General features: G+C 71.2%; 14 protein-coding genes. 8 read left to right on the top strand and 6 right to left on the bottom strand.

Translation table 11 applies throughout. The features are described from left to right. Nucleotides 1–152 precede the first annotated feature (152 nt). The gene (locus FJK98_RS12715; RefSeq protein ID WP_168222445.1) at nt 153–1,328 is read left to right on the top strand and encodes an MFS transporter; all 1,176 of its coding nucleotides are present in this window, start codon (nt 153–155) and stop codon (nt 1,326–1,328) included. A gap of 21 nt (nt 1,329–1,349) precedes the next feature. Here the strand turns inward: FJK98_RS12715 and FJK98_RS12710 are convergent, their stop codons facing one another. The 6 genes from FJK98_RS12710 to FJK98_RS12685 form a co-directional block, all read right to left on the bottom strand. Continuing rightward, nucleotides 1,350–2,207, bottom strand: coding sequence for an amidohydrolase family protein (locus tag FJK98_RS12710; RefSeq protein ID WP_168222444.1), 858 nt, complete (start codon nt 2,205–2,207; stop codon nt 1,350–1,352). Between the two features lie 37 nt (nt 2,208–2,244). Then, nucleotides 2,245–3,630, bottom strand: coding sequence for a phenylacetate--CoA ligase family protein (locus FJK98_RS12705; protein ID WP_145919198.1), 1,386 nt, complete (start codon nt 3,628–3,630; stop codon nt 2,245–2,247). Nucleotides 3,631–3,676: 46 nt separating this feature from the next. Beyond that, nucleotides 3,677–4,477: an IclR family transcriptional regulator gene (locus tag FJK98_RS12700; RefSeq protein WP_240762795.1), complete on the bottom strand. Its 801-nt coding sequence runs from the start codon at nt 4,475–4,477 to the stop codon at nt 3,677–3,679. Between the two features lie 83 nt (nt 4,478–4,560). After that, nucleotides 4,561–6,003 (bottom strand): MmgE/PrpD family protein, encoded by a 1,443-nt coding sequence (locus FJK98_RS12695; protein ID WP_145919197.1) that lies wholly within the window; start codon nt 6,001–6,003, stop codon nt 4,561–4,563. Beyond that, on the bottom strand, nt 6,000–6,845 hold the full coding sequence (locus FJK98_RS12690) for a cyclase family protein (protein WP_145919196.1): 846 nt from the start codon (nt 6,843–6,845) through the stop codon (nt 6,000–6,002). Before FJK98_RS12690 ends, FJK98_RS12695 begins: the two co-directional genes overlap by 4 nt. After that, on the bottom strand, nt 6,842–8,059 hold the full coding sequence (locus tag FJK98_RS12685) for a CaiB/BaiF CoA-transferase family protein (RefSeq protein WP_145919195.1): 1,218 nt from the start codon (nt 8,057–8,059) through the stop codon (nt 6,842–6,844). Before FJK98_RS12685 ends, FJK98_RS12690 begins: the two co-directional genes overlap by 4 nt. A 217-nt stretch (nt 8,060–8,276) precedes the next feature. Here FJK98_RS12685 and FJK98_RS12680 point away from each other — a divergent pair, with 217 nt between their 5' ends. The 7 genes from FJK98_RS12680 (at nt 8,277) to FJK98_RS12650 (ending at nt 13,984) form a co-directional block, all read left to right on the top strand. Next, nucleotides 8,277–9,047 (top strand): N-acyl homoserine lactonase family protein, encoded by a 771-nt coding sequence (locus tag FJK98_RS12680; RefSeq protein ID WP_088643344.1) that lies wholly within the window; start codon nt 8,277–8,279, stop codon nt 9,045–9,047. Then, entirely contained in the window at nt 9,040–10,008 is a 969-nt protein-coding gene (locus FJK98_RS12675; protein WP_145919194.1) for an LLM class flavin-dependent oxidoreductase, read from the top strand. Before FJK98_RS12680 ends, FJK98_RS12675 begins: the two co-directional genes overlap by 8 nt. A gap of 106 nt (nt 10,009–10,114) precedes the next feature. After that, entirely contained in the window at nt 10,115–11,209 is a 1,095-nt protein-coding gene (locus tag FJK98_RS12670; protein ID WP_145919193.1) for an ABC transporter substrate-binding protein, read from the top strand. Further along, nucleotides 11,194–11,973 carry an ABC transporter ATP-binding protein gene (locus FJK98_RS12665; protein WP_205789429.1) on the top strand — a complete coding sequence of 260 codons (780 nt, stop codon included), beginning with the start codon at nt 11,194–11,196 and terminating at the stop codon, nt 11,971–11,973. Before FJK98_RS12670 ends, FJK98_RS12665 begins: the two co-directional genes overlap by 16 nt. Nucleotides 11,974–11,976: 3 nt before the next feature. Then, complete coding sequence (locus FJK98_RS12660) at nt 11,977–12,801, top strand: ABC transporter permease (RefSeq protein WP_088643341.1); 825 nt, start codon at nt 11,977–11,979, stop codon at nt 12,799–12,801. A gap of 12 nt (nt 12,802–12,813) precedes the next feature. Continuing rightward, nucleotides 12,814–13,287 carry a RidA family protein gene (locus FJK98_RS12655; protein ID WP_088643340.1) on the top strand — a complete coding sequence of 158 codons (474 nt, stop codon included), beginning with the start codon at nt 12,814–12,816 and terminating at the stop codon, nt 13,285–13,287. Nucleotides 13,288–13,396: 109 nt separating this feature from the next. Then, on the top strand, nt 13,397–13,984 hold the full coding sequence (locus tag FJK98_RS12650; protein WP_145919192.1) for a tyrosine-type recombinase/integrase: 588 nt from the start codon (nt 13,397–13,399) through the stop codon (nt 13,982–13,984). The last annotated feature ends 162 nt before the right edge of the window (nt 13,985–14,146 follow it).

Here is a 14,146-nt window from a genome sequence, read left to right as displayed (position 1 = left end):
ACGATTCGCACTTCGATCCGCTTGGCGGAACAGCGTTTCTACACACTAGGACCGGCTTCTCCGGAGTGTCAACGGCCTGACGTGCCGTTATGGACCCACGCCAGGGTTTACGGTACGTTCAGCGAAACATCGTTCCGCTGAATGGACCGCCTGTGGCGCCTTCTCCACCGCTCGGTACCGGCGCGATCCTGACCGTCACCGCCCTGTCCGCGGTCGGCGCCACCGGCTACGGAACGCTCGCCCCGGCGATGGCGGAACTCGCCGCCGCGTACCAGGTCTCGGAAACCGCCGTCGGGCTCCTCCAGGGCGTGATCGCGGTGCCGGGCATCGTGCTGACCGTGGCGCTGGGCGGCCTCTCCGACCGCCTCGGCCGCGGCCGGGTGGCGCTCGCCTGCCTGTTGCTGTTCTCCGTCGCCGGCACCGCCTGCGCGCTGGTCGACTCGTTCGGCACGGCCGTCGCGCTCCGGACGGTCCAGGGAATCGGCTTCGCCGGCCTGCTCACCATCCCCCCGACCGTGATCGGCGAGACCCTGACCGGCGCGGCCCGGCAGCGCGGCCTGGCGGTCAACACCTTCGTGCTGACCAGCGCCTCCACGGTCGGACCGATGGCCGGCGGCGCGGTGGCAAGCCTGGGCGACCCGCGGGCCGCGTTCTGGCTCTACGCGCTGGGCGCGCTGCTGGTGCCCGGCACCGTCCGGGTGCTGGGACTCGGCCCCGGGCGACGGGCGACGGGCGACCACCGCTCCGCCAGGCTCCTGGCCGACCTGCGGCAGACCGGAGAGCTGCGCACCGTGATCGGCGCGCTGACCCTGACCACCGTCGTCATCGGCCTGATGACCGCGGCCACCGCGGCGATGCTGCCGCTGGCCCTGGACCGGGTCTTCGAGGTGCCCCTGGCGGCTCGAGGTCTGCTCGTCGGACTCGGCAACGTGGGCAGCCTCGCCGCCTCGGCGGCCCTGGCCCTGCTCGCCGGCCGAACCGCCGACCGGCACGTCGCCCGGATCGGGCTCGGGTTGTGCGCGGCCTCCCTGCTGCTCACCGCCGCCGCCCCGGCGGTGTGGGTGGTGGCGGTCGCCGTGGTCATCCTCGGCGTCGGGGTGGGCTGCGCGTACAACGCCTCCGTGCACGCGGTCTCCCGGCAGCCGGTCGACGGCCGGGGCATGCTCATCGGCGCGTGGTCGGCGTCGTCGCGGCTCGGCCAGTCCACCGGCCCGGCCGTGGGCGCGGTGCTGGTCGGCGCGGTCGGCCCGATGGCCGCGTTCTCAGTCGGTGGCGCCGCCGCCGTCGTCGCGCTTGTCGCCCTCACCGTGGTCGGTCGGCGCCGGTGACGCGGGCCCGGCGGCGGGCCGTCAGCCGGTGAGGCCGTAGAGGCGCAGGGCGTTGTCGCGCAGCACCGCCGTGGCCGACTCCGCCCGCAGGCCCAACTCGGCGAACTCCGTCATGGCGCGCTCCGGGTCGATCACCGGGTAGTCGGTGCCGAAGAGCACCTTCTCCCGGCCGAAGGTGTTCATGTAGTGCACCAGTGCGGCCGGCCAGTGCTTGGGGGCGTACGCGTCCACCCCGATGTACACGTTGGGGTGCTTGTACGCGACCGCGATCATCTCCTCGGTCCACGGCCACCCGGTGTGGATGCCGACCAGCTTCAGTTCGGGGAACTCGCAGGCGACCGTGTCGAGGGTGATCGGCCGGCCGACGCTGCGCAGCGGCCGGGCGTCGTCGTATCGCAGGCAGTGGCCCACCTGGAGCTGGATCGGTACGCCCAGCTCGGCGCACTTGGCGTAGATCGGGTAGTAGCGCCGGTGGTCCGGGGGCAGCCCGAACCAGTGCGGGTACGAGTGCGCGCCGACGAAGCCGTACTCGGTGACCGCCCGTTCCAGGTGCCGCAGCTCGGCCATGCCGGCGGTCGGGTCCAACCCGACCAGGCCACTGAATCGGTCCGGATGCGCGGCGACCAGTTCCGCGACCGTTTCGACCTGCAGGGCGTAGCTGTTGACGTCACCGGCCGGGCCGAGCTTCGCGGCGATCAGGAACGACCGGGCGATCCCGGCCCGGTCCATCTTGGCCAGATACTCCTCGATCGTCGTCCCGGGCAGCCGGTCCCCGACCCCGATCTTGCGACCGAGGAAGTCCTTCGACCACGCCGGTCGCCCGGCCACGATTTCGGGTGTGTACGGATTGACGACCACGTCGATGGCACCGGTATACACGGTCACTACCTCTCTGAACAGCTTCGTGTCGACGACGTCAGCCGACGTGCCGGCGGTCGACGAGACGACGGGGTTTGGCATCGGCCAGTGGGTCGTAGATGTCGTCCACACCGACCACCCGCACCTCGGGAGTGAGGTGGGTCAGGTCGCGGATCCGCGACCGCACGGCCAGGACCAGCGCGTCGGCGTCCCGTCCCGCGACCGGCGCGACCTCGACCACCACGCCGTCGCCGGAGAGCGCGTCGCCGGGGAGCCGGTGGTCGAGGACCACCCGGTACTCGGCGACGCCGGCCAGGTCGACCAGGGCGTCGCCGAGCACGGTCAGGTTGACCAGGGTGCCGTTGACCTTGACCAGGTCCTTGGTGCGGACCGGCTGGGATACGATCCGCTCGGCGCTCCGCCCGCAGGCACACCGCTCGCGGGTCAGCCGGACGATGTCGCCGACGGCGTACCGGAGGAAGGCGGTGCCCCGGGCCCGCAGGTGGGTGATGAGCAGCAGGCCGGGTTCCCCGTCGGGCACCGGCTCCCCGCTGGCCGCGTCGACGGTCTCGAGGTGGATCAGGTCCGGGGTGGGATTGTGCCAACCCGGCCCCTCCCCGCACTCGATCATCGACCAGCCCTCGGTCGAGCCGTATCTGTTGGCGACCCGGGCTGACTCCGCGCCCACCGCGCGCAGCCGGGCACGCAAGTCCTCGATGCCGGCGGCGCTCGTCGCCTCGCCGGTGACGAAGCACCAGCGGACCGCGGGAAGCCGCAGCCCGCGTTCGGCGGCCCGGATCAGCACCCGGCGGACGAACCCGGCCACCCCCCACAGCACTGTCGCACCGTGTGCCACCACCAGGTCGATCGCCTCGTCGAGCCGGCGGTGCACCGGCCAGTCCGGCGAGGGGCGACCGGTGTGCCCCTGGAAGATGGTCGCCCCGAGAGCCGCCGCCGTCCGGTCGGCGCGGATCCGGGCGCCCATCGGAAACGGGGTGAGCGGGAAGAGGTTCGCGATCACCTCGTCGGCGCCGAGACCGAGCAGTCGGGCGCAGCGCCGGGCGTGCAGCAGGTAGGCCCAGTCGTCGCTGGTGGTGACGTAGAGCGGGGCGGGCGCTCCGCTGGTGGTGCCGGTGGTGTAGATGACGTACGCGAGGGTGCGGTCGGCGACCGGCAGGTCGGCCGGGGCGGTCAGCCGGAAGGACTCGGGGTCACCGAGAAAGTCCTGCTTGCCGGTGACCGGAAGCCGGTGCAGGTCCGCGATCCCGCGTACCCGGTCCGGGTCGACGCCGGCGCGCGCGAAGAGTCGACGGTAGTGGGGGTGGTGCCGGGCCAGTAGCTGGACCTGCGCCGCGATCAGCGGGGCACGTAGCCGGTCCACCTCGCCGGGCTCCGCGTAGAGCACCGAGTCGCCCGATGGGTCGAGCACGGATGGCACCGACACCGCTGTTCCCTCCCGTGGGGCGGCGCGGCCCCACCACTGGCGGGCATCACTCCGTGGAGCGTTGCCCGATGATCGCCGACTCCCGGTGGCCCATCAGGGCCGAGAGTCGCCGTACGGCGTCCAGCAGCGCGTCCGCCGCCTCGTCGATCTTCGGTTCGAAGCGGCGCAGGGGGCCGCACACGCTGATCGCCGCGGTCGGCTTGCCCCGGTGGTCGAAGACCGGGGCGGCCACCGAGGCCGCGTCGGCCTGGCGCTCCCCCAACGACCGGGCGTACCCGCGCTTGCGGATGCGGTCCAGGTCGGCGCGCAGTTGCTCAGGCGTGGTGATGGTGGCGTCGGTCAGCCGCTCGAACGGGCCGGTCGCCAGGTAGGCGTCCTGCTCCTCGGGGTCGAGGAAGGCCAGCAGCGCCTTCGACGACGAACCGGCGTGCAGCGGGTACGGATGACCGAGCCGCACCGACATGCGGATGTCGGTGGGCGGGGTCTCCTGGTCGATGTAGATCCGGGTCCAGCCGCTGCGGATGGAGAGCGTGGAGGTCTCCTGGGTGGCGGTGACCAGCTCGTGCAGGATCGGCTGAGCCATGCGACGCACGTCGATGCCTTCGAAGTAGGTCAGGCCCAGCTTGAGTGCCGCGTGGCCGAGCGCGTACCGGCGGGTCTGCGGCTCGATCTGGATGTAGTCCTTCTCCAGCAGGGTCGACAGGATCCGGTGCACGACGGCCTTCGACAGTCCGAGCGCCTTGGATATCTCGGTGACCCCGAGGGTGGACTCCCTCCGTTCGGTGAAGAGGGTGAGCACCTCCATCGCCCGTCCCACGGTGAGAATCGTCTTGCTGGTCTCGCTCACTGACAGTCCTTCCGCTGCGGCGTCAGACCACTCCGGTCCGTGACGCGGCGAACGAGATTGTACGCCGAGGGCGACGTAGTTCCTCACAGCGGAATACCGTTCTCAAAGACCAGAGGGCTGAGCAGGTCATCCACCGAGGCCGCGTCGGGCAGTGCCCGAGCGGCCCGGGCGATCGCGGTCACCCGCTCCGGTGGCAACACCCGGCCGGCGTTGTCGCGGAACTTGCCGGCGACCTCGTCGTCGGTGAGCGGGCGGTGCGAGCCGCCCCGGTTGGCGAGCACCGCCTCCTCGAGGAGCCGGCCGTCGGTGGTGCGCACGCGCAGCACGGCCGGGAACTGGTGCGGGAAGATCTCGTCGCAGCGCGGGTCGGCGACCACGGTGATCCGGCTCATCAGATGCCGCCGGACCGGGTCGCGGGCCAGGTCGTCGGTGAAGTCGTCCAGACCCAGACCGAGACCGCCGCCACCGAGCAGCGCGGCCGCGACGGTGTACGGGCCGGAGAACTGCGCCTGGTAACCGGTTTCCGGGGACTGCTTGACGTCGAGGGGCTCGCCGATGGTACGGACGGTGGCGGTCGGCACCGCCAACTCGACGCTGGCGACGTCGGCCGGGCGCAGGCCGGCGCCGCGCAGCGCCAGCGCCGCGTCGATGCCGGCGTGCGTGAAGTGGTTCGCCGGGTACGGCTTGAAGAAGATCCCCGGCACCTCCCAGCTCTGGCCGAGCCCGTCGGTGACCGCTCCGGCGTCGAACTCGCCGCCGAGGAACGCCTGGAAGAAGCCGAAGCGCCCCTCCAACAGAGTCGGCGGTCCGGTGATCCCCCGTTGGGCCAGCTGCGCGGCGTACACCCCGGCGTGCGCGGCCCAGCCGCAGTGCATCCGCTTGACGGTGCCGCCGGTGCGGTTGCTCTCGATGATCCCGGACGCCATGCTGGCCGCGATGCCCATGGCGTGCAGCACGCCGTCGGCGGAGAGACCGAGCAGTTTCGCGGCGGCGGCGGCGGAGCCCACCGCCCCGCACATCGAGGTGGCGTGCTGTCCCCGGTCGAAGTACCGGTTCGCCCCGGTCTCGGCGTCGTACCCGGCCATCCCCACCCGTACGCAGATCTCCAACCCGACCGCGATCGCGGCGACCACCTCCGCGCCGGTGGCCCGGGTCCGCTCGGCGACGGCCAGGGCCGCCGGGACCACGCTGGCGCTGGGGTGCAGCACCGACGGCAGGTGGGTGTCGTCGTAGTCGAGCGAGTGGGCGAGCACACCGTGGGCGAACGCCGCCTCGCTGGCCGGCACCCGCTGGCGCAGCCCGACCACCCGGGCGTCCGGCCGGCCGCCCCGCTCGGCGACCAGCTCGAGCACGGCCACGCTGGTGGGCAGGGTGGTGGCGGCGACCGCGATACCCAGCACGTCCAGCACTCGTTGGGCGACGCTGCGCACCACCGGCGGGGGCAGGGCAACGCCTGCCGGCCCGTATTCAGCGGCGAACGCGGCGAGCTGACCGCCGAGGGTGGCCGCCGGCGGCGTGCCGGTCATCCGGACACGACCAGGGCAAGCGGGCGGACCGGGCTGCCGGTCGCGCCGACGATGTTCAGGTGCGCGAGGACGAGGGTGAACTCCCGCACCCCGGACTCGGCCAGTTCCTCCAGGGCCATCGCCTCGATGAGGTTGATCCCGTGCTCGGCGAGCAGCACCCGGTGCGCGGGCAGCAGGGCGTGCCCGGACCCGGCGGCCAGGCGTTCGAAGGCGATGGTGTCCGCACCGGCCACCCGGACGTCCCGGGCGGCGATCCACCGGGCCCCGGCCTCGCCGACGCCGGGCACCCCGGTCGCGTGTCCGAGGTAGGCCTCGCGGTCGTCATAGCGGCGCCCCCAGCCGCTGCGGATCAGGACCACGTCGCCCGGTCCGACCGGGGTGCCCTGCCGGGCGACGGTGACGTCCAGGTCGGCGGGCGTGATCTCGTATGCCGGGTCGAGGGCGGGCACCCCGAGCGCGGCCGGCACGTCGAGCAGCACCCCTCGTCCCACCAGTGGGGGCAGTTCGTCGATCGCCCCGGTGCTGAAGCCGCCGCCGGTCTGCGCCCGCATCGCGTCGGAGCCGCCGTGCAGCCGGCCGTCGACGGAGACGTGCGCGAGGGCGTCGATGTGCGTGCCGACGTGGGTGCCCAACGAGATCAGGTCGTTGGCGGCGGACATCCCGTCGGCCCGGTAACTGTCGCCGTGGCGGCGGGGCAGGGTGTGCCAGAACGGCGGGTGGTTCGGCGACTGGGGCATGCCGATGCGCAGCGGCCGGCCCAGGTCGAAGACCCGGACCCCCGCCTCGACGGCGGCGAGCAGAACGTCGCCCCGCCGCTCGCTCGGGATGGTCTCCACGGTCATCGCAGCACTCCCCGGTCTCGCAGCTCGGCGAGTCGTTCCGCGCCGATACCCAGTTCGTCGCCGAGCACCTCGTCGGTGTCGGCTCCCAAGCCCCGCCCGGTGAAGCGGATCTCTCCGGGGGTGTCGCTCATCCGGAACAGCACGTTCTGCATCCGGATGTGGCCCAGGTCCGGATCGGGCACCTGGGTAATCATGTCCAGCGCCCTGACCTGCGGGTCGGCGAGGAGTTCGTCCGGCGCGTACACCGGCGCGACGGCGGCCCCGGCGGCGGTGAACGAGTCGATCACCTCGACCCGGGTCCGCACGCCGATCCAGTCGGCCACGTACCCGTCGAGCAGGTCGGCGTGCCGCGCCCGGCCAGCGCCGGTGGCGAACCACTCCTCGCCGATCACCTCGGCGTGCCCGACCAGGGTCAGCACCCGTTCGGCGATGGAGGTCGCCGAGGTCGAGATGGCCACCCAGTGCCCGTCGGAGGTTCGGTACGTGTTGCGCGGGGCGTTGTTCAGCGACCGGTTGCCGGTCCGTTGCTGGACCACGCCGAGCTGGTCGACGTAGATGACGCTCGGACCGACCGCCGTCATGATCGGTTCCAGGATGTCGAGGTCGATCTCCTGGCCGGTGCCGTCGCCGGTGGCCCGCGCGTAGAGGGCGGTCAGCACCGCCGCCGCGCCGGCGATCCCGGCGATGGAGTCGGCCAGTCCGAAGGCGGGCAGCATCGGCGGTCCGTCCGGCGCCCCGGTCAGGTGGGCGAAGCCGCTCATCGACTCGGCGAGGGTGCCGAAGCCGGGCCGGGCGGCGTACGGGCCGGTCTGCCCGAAACCGGTGACCCGCAGCAGCACCAGCGCCGGATTGAGCGCCCGCAGGTCCGCCCAGCCCAGGCCCCAGCGCTCCAGTGTGCCGGGGCGGAAGTTCTCCACCACCACGTCGGCGGTGCGGACCAGTTCCCGGAAGATCTCCTGACCCTCCGGGTCGCCCAGGTAGAGCCCGACGGTCCGCTTGTTCCGGCCGATCATCTTCCACCAGAGGCCGATGCCGTCCTTGCTGAGGCCGTGGCCCCGCATGCCGTCTCCGTGCCGCGGGTGTTCGACCTTGATCACGTCGGCGCCGAAGTCGCCGAGGATCTGGCAGGTCAACGGACCCGCCAGGATCGTCGACACGTCGAGCACCCGGACACCGTCCAGCGCCCGCCGGCTCCGCGACTCCTGACCACCCACCCGGCCCACTCCCGTCGTTCGGTCGTTCCGTTGGCAGGAACGTCGTTCCTCAAACCGTACCGAGTGCCGGACCCGCTGGTCAAGGAGAGGAAATGGCGGTCCGCCGACCCTGGGATTCACTCTCACGCACTGTTACCGTGCCGCTCAACGGAATGGTGTTCCACCAAGCGGGCCGACATGGACCGATCGACGGCTGGCCCGTCGGGGCGGGAGGACGATGAGATCGCAGATCGTGCCGGTACGAGTGGGTCGAGCCCCCGGCATCCGACGCGCCGACCTGCTCTGGGGGCAGCACCCCGGGGACACGGTGGACAGTCCGCACATCATCTGGGTGGTCCGGGACGAGCGGGGCGACGTGACGGTCCTGGACACCGGCTCGCCGGACGCGGAGTGGGTGACCCGGCACCACCGGCCGTTCGAGCGCACGGCCGAGGAGGAACCGGCCGCCGCGCTCGCCGCCGCCGGCGTGGACCCGGCCGCGGTCCGGACGGTCGTGCTCAGCCACCTGCACTACGACCACTGCGGCAACAACCACCTGTTCCCGAACGCCGAGTTCGTGGTACAGCGCAGCGAGGTCGCGTACGCCGTCGCGCCGTACCCGGTGCATCAGGCCGCCTACGAGGCCCCGGCGCTCGGCTTCACCCCCCGCTGGCTGGCCACCATGGACCGGACGCGGCTGATCGAGGGCGACGTCACGCTCCGTCCCGGTCTACGGTTGCTGCACATCCCGGGGCACACCCCCGGCATGACCGCCATGGTGGTGGACACCGCCGCCGGCCGGTACGCCCTCGCCGGGGACCACTGCGCCCAGTTCGAGAACTGGCGGGGCGCCGGGCCCTACCGGGTGGTCCCGTCCCGGACCCACGTGAACCTGGCGGACTACTACCGGTCCTTCGACCGGTTGGCCGAACACGCCGACGTGGTGCTCCCCGGCCATGACATGAGGGTGTTCGACCAGGCCAGCTACCCGGCGGCCGACCGTGGCTAGGCTCCGACTCGGGGTCCGGCTGCCCGAGGGCGGGCCGGACGTGCGCCGTACCGTCGCCCACGCCGTCGCCGCCGAGGCGATGGGGTACGACTCGGTCTGGCTTGGCGAGCACCACGGCTACCCCACCTACTGGCCCTCTCCGCACCTGGTGCTGGCAGCGGTCGCGGCCCGGACCGACCGGGTCCGGCTGGGCACGAACATCTTGATCCTGCCGCTGGTCGACCCGGTGCGGCTGGCCGGGGAATTCGCACTGCTCAGCAACCTCAGCGAGGGCCGGGCCGTGCTCGGCGCGGGGATCGGCTGGGACGAGCCGGAGTTCGCCGCGCTGGGCGCCGACGTCCGCCGGCGGGGTGCCGTCACCGACCGTCACCTGGCCCTGATGGACCGGCTCTGGCAGCAGGAGTCGATCTCGTACCGGGACGACGCCCGGACCCTGGTCGACTTCACCCTCTCCCCCCGTCCCGCCTGGCCGGTCCCGGTCTGGGTCGGCGGTCGGTCGGTCGCCGCGATGCGCAGGGCGGCCCGACACGCAGATGCCTGGTTCCCGGACGCGGCGCTCACCGTGGACGAGGTCGTCAAGGGCTTCGCGACCGTGGACCAGCACCGGGCCGCTTCGGGCCGGCCACCGGCCGCCCTGCGACCCCTGGTCCGGCACGTGGTGCTGGGCGAGACGGACGCGCAGGCCCGGCGGGACGCCGAGGAGTACCTGCGCGTCTCGCACGAGCTGCACCTGCTGCGGGGCAATCCCATGGTGGCCCAGGCCAGCGTCGGTGACTTCGCCAGCCGGCTGGCGGATCGGTACGTGGTCGGTGACCTCGCCACCTGCGTCGACTGGGTACGGCGACTGAAGACCGAGGTCGGTGTGACCGATCTGGTGGTCAAGTTCGCCGGTCGGATCAGCGGCGACGACGCGCTGGTACAGATGGCCGACTTTGCCACCGCCGTCCGGGCGATGTCTTGACAGCGATCCCGACCACTCCCTAGCTTCATCAACCACAGAAACAATGTTCCGCTAAACGGAACATGACAGTCGGGGGCCCATCCGGAACGGTCGTGGAGGTAGTCGGATGATCAGAAAGCGGTTGTTCCTCGCCGGTGTGCTCGCCGTGTCGCTCTCCGCCACCGGGTGTGGCGACGACGGCGCGGGCGGCGGCGCCGACGCGGACGGAGTCAGCAAGGTCCGCTACGTCTACTGCGCCGAGACGCTCGCCGCCAGCGGCGCGCCGTTCTGGATCGGCGAGAAGCTCGGCTACTTCGCCGAGGAGAAGATCTCCCTCGAGATGCTGCCCGTCTCCGGCGGCACCGGCGCCTGCCTGCAACTGCTCGCCGCCGGTCAGGCCGACATCTCCGCGCCCAGCCCGGACGTGTTGGTGCAGGCCGCCGCCGACGGTCGCAACCTCGACCTGCGGTACTTCTACGAGGTCGCACCGAAGTTCCTCTTCGACGCGACGGTCCTGCCGGACAGCCCGGTCCGGTCCTTCGCCGACCTGAAGGACGCCACCATCGGCCTGGCCTCCCTGGGCGGCAGTTTCGAACTCTTCGCCAAGGCCGGCCTGCGCGCCGCCGGTGTCGACCCGGCCTCGGTCGACTTCGTCGCCGTCGGCACCGAGGCGGCGGCGGCCGAGTCGCTCAAGAAGGGCGACATCGACGCGTTGGTCATCAACGACGTGCGATACGCCGCGCTGGAGGCCGCCGGATACCAGTTCCGCTACCTCGACAAGCCCGGCGTGACCGCGAACCTCTTCGGAGCCGGGCTGCTCGCCCGCAATGCCTGGCTGACCGAGAACCCCGAGGCGGCGGCGGGATACGCCCGCGCGTACACCAAATCCGTGCTGTTCGCCAAGGCGAACCCGGAGGCGGCCATCCGCATCCACTGGGAGCAGTACCCGCAGTTCGCCCCGACCGGCGACCGGGCCAAGGCCATGCAGGCCGCACTGCCGGTGCTCAAACGCCGGATCGACGTGATCGAGGACGACGGCTCGGCGGAGAAGCCGTACGGCCAGTTCACCACGGAATCGTGGCAGGCATACGTCCAGTTCCTCGGTGTCCAGGAGAAGGTCAAGGACGTCTCGGCCTTCTACACCAACGACGTGGCCGCCAAGATCGGCTCGATCGACGCGGCGGCGGTACGGGACAAGGCGACGTCGTGGCCGACCTCGTGACCCGGACACCGGTGGTGTCGGCCCGGGGCCTGTCCAAGGTGTACAGCACCCGGACCGGCACCCCTGTCGTCGCCCTCGCGGACGTGTCGTTCGACGTCGCCGAGGGCGAGTTCGTTTCCATCCTCGGCCCGTCCGGCTGCGGCAAGTCGACCCTGCTGCGCATCGTCGCCGGCCTGACCGGCGAGACCGAGGGCACGGTGGACGTCAACGCCGCCGGAGCCGGACCGGGGACCGACGTCGGCCTGATGTTCCAGCAGGCGGTCCTGCTGCCGTGGCGGACGGTCGAACAGAACGTCGCCCTGCCCGGGATCGTGGCCGGACGCCGGTTCCGGGACGTACGGCCCCGGGCCCGATCCCTGATCGAGATGGTCGGGCTGGACGGATTCGCCGAGAAGTACCCCGGCGAACTCTCCGGCGGCATGCAGCAACGTGCCGCACTGGCCCGCTCGCTGTTGCAGGATCCCCGGCTGCTGCTGCTCGACGAACCGTTCGGAGCGCTGGACGCGATGACCCGCGACCAGATGAACCTCGAGGTGGAGCGGGTCCGGCAGCAGACCGGCAAGACCATCCTGCTGGTCACGCACAGCATCGCCGAGGCGGTGTTCCTCTCCGACCGGATCATCGTGATGACCGGACGCCCCGGCACGATCCGCGAGATCGTCGACGTCACCCTGGCCAGGCCCCGCGAACTCGAGGTCACCGGCTCGGCGGACTTCGGCGCGTACACCAACCAGATCCGTAAGCTCCTCGACCGACCGGAGTGACGCATGGCAGTGTCGGAGAAAGTCCTGTCGGCCCGGAAAACCCTCGGCGGCGGGGAGCCGGCCGAGCGCCGCATCACCGCGCGACTCTGGTTTCCGGCCTCCCTCCTGCTCATCATCGTCGGCTGGGAGGTCGCGGTCCGGGTCACCCAGGTCAACTCGGTGCTGGTCCCCACCCCGGTCAGTGTCGTGCAGGCGCTCTGGCGAGGACTCGCGCAAACCGGTCCGGCCAGCTTCTACCCGCACTTCTGGCGCACGCTCCAAGAGGTGCTGCTCGGGTTCGGCGGCGGCGTGGTCATCGGTCTCCTGCTGGGCGGCCTGGTTGCCATCTCCCCCACCGCGCAGGCGATCATCCGCCCGTACATCGTCATGATCGAAGCCGTACCGAAGATCGCGATCGCTCCGCTGATGGTGGTCTGGCTGGGATTCGGCATCGAGTCGAAGGTCGCGCTGGCAGTCCTCGTCACGTTCTTTCCGATCTTCGTCAACACCGTGTCGGGAATGCGTTCGGTGCCGGCCGAGCGGCTCGAACTCATGCGCTCGCTCCGCGCCGGCCGGGCGCTCACCATCCGTCTGGTGATCGTGCCCAGCGCCCTGCCGTTCATCTTCGCCGGCCTGGAGATCGCCGCGGTCTACGCGGTCATCGCCGCGATCGTCAGCGAGTTCGTCAGCGGCCAGATGGGGCTGGGCGTGCTGATCCTCCAGGCCAACTTCCGGCTCGACATCGCCACCGTCTTCGCGATCCTCATCCTGCTCGGGCTGATGGGCATCGGCATGACGAAGCTGATCGAGCTGGCCCGCAAACGGATCGTCTTCTGGGACCGGAACTGAGGGAGCAGCACGATGGAGATCGAGAAGAAGATCGCGGAACTGGGCCTGGAACTGCCCGTGCTGCCGGAGAAGCCGGGCACTCGCCGGGTCCGCGCGGTCCGCACCGGCAACCTCGTCCACCTCGCCGGCCACGGTCCGTTCCACGAGGGGGGCTACCCCTTCAAGGGGCCCGTCGGCGTGACCATCGGCGTCGCCGAGGCCCGTGCGGCGACCCGCTACAACGCGCTCGCCCTGCTCTCCTCGCTGCGTCAGGAGATCGGTGACCTGGACGACGTGGTCCGGATCGTCAAGATCAACGCATACGTCTACGGCGAGCCCGGCTTCAACAAGCCGTCGGTGGTCGCCGAGGGCTGCTCGGACCTGCTCATCGACCTGTACGGCGAGCGCGGACGGCACGCCCGCTCGGCGGTCACCGTCGCCGCGCTGACGCTGGACATCTGCTGCGAGACGGAGATGATTGTCGAGGTGCGCCCGCTGCAGTCCTGACCACGCGGCGCGCGATGACCGTGCGGCGGCCAGCCGCCCGCGACCTCCTCGCACCTGGAGCGGATGGACGAACTGGCGGCACCTGCTCAGCATCGGGCCGGATCGCCCGATGCTGAGCAGCATGACACAAGGCGACGCAGGTCATGAGGTGCCGACAGCGACGTGTGGTCGCGCGGACCGCTGCCTCAATCCCGCGAGCAGGAGGCGTTCCTGCGAGATCGCGGACCTCGATGCACGGGCACTGTTCGTGCACTCAACGTTGGTCAGCGTCGACAACAGCCGCAGCATGTTCAATGCGCCTAATACCCACGGCAGCCGGGCCTGGATCGCCCTGTCCACCCGCGCCGTCGACGCGTTGCAGCGGCAACGCCGCCGCCAATGCCGGCAACAGGTGCCCACCCGCCATCACGACAATCTCGACCTCGTGTTCGCCAGACCCGACGGGCAACCCCTACGGCCGCAGTACGTGCTCGACCACCTGCGGCGTCTCACCGCCGACGCCGGGCTTCCGGCGATTCGGGTGCACGACCTGCGACACATCGCCGCCACGATCACAATCAACCGAGGGGTGCCGATCGCCGTGGTGTCCAAGACGCTGCGCCACAGCAACATGGCCACCACCATCGATACCTACGGCCACCTCACCCGCGACGCCGCCGTCACGCATGCTGTCCCCACGATCAGACCGTGTGGTTGACGGCATGCCCGCCACCACTGCGCACACCGTTCCGGCTAACGCCGCAGCCGCCCGACAGTCACGACCAAGACTCACATCCCGCAGATCGACCTGGCGCTATGCATTGTGAACCCGCCGGAAGGCCGCCAACCGGACGCAACGCATAGATCAGATCAAGTTACT

It is taken from the genome of Micromonospora sp. HM134, assembly GCF_007833915.1.
Lineage (GTDB): Bacteria > Actinomycetota > Actinomycetes > Mycobacteriales > Micromonosporaceae > Micromonospora > Micromonospora wenchangensis.
This window is presented reverse-complemented; position numbering and strand designations above follow the sequence as displayed.

What these genes read in the sequence shown, in the direction of transcription:
- FJK98_RS12695 (WP_145919197.1), bottom strand. Translation starts at nt 6,003, where the DNA reads ATGACCGGCACGCCGCCGGCGGCCACCCTCGGCGGTCAGCTCGCCGCG.
- FJK98_RS12690 (WP_145919196.1), bottom strand. Translation starts at nt 6,845, where the DNA reads ATGACCGTGGAGACCATCCCGAGCGAGCGGCGGGGCGACGTTCTGCTC.
- FJK98_RS12680 (WP_088643344.1), top strand. Translation starts at nt 8,277, where the DNA reads ATGAGATCGCAGATCGTGCCGGTACGAGTGGGTCGAGCCCCCGGCATC.
- FJK98_RS12670 (WP_145919193.1), top strand. Translation starts at nt 10,115, where the DNA reads ATGATCAGAAAGCGGTTGTTCCTCGCCGGTGTGCTCGCCGTGTCGCTC.
- FJK98_RS12660 (WP_088643341.1), top strand. Translation starts at nt 11,977, where the DNA reads ATGGCAGTGTCGGAGAAAGTCCTGTCGGCCCGGAAAACCCTCGGCGGC.
- FJK98_RS12655 (WP_088643340.1), top strand. Translation starts at nt 12,814, where the DNA reads ATGGAGATCGAGAAGAAGATCGCGGAACTGGGCCTGGAACTGCCCGTG.
- FJK98_RS12650 (WP_145919192.1), top strand. Translation starts at nt 13,397, where the DNA reads ATGCTGAGCAGCATGACACAAGGCGACGCAGGTCATGAGGTGCCGACA.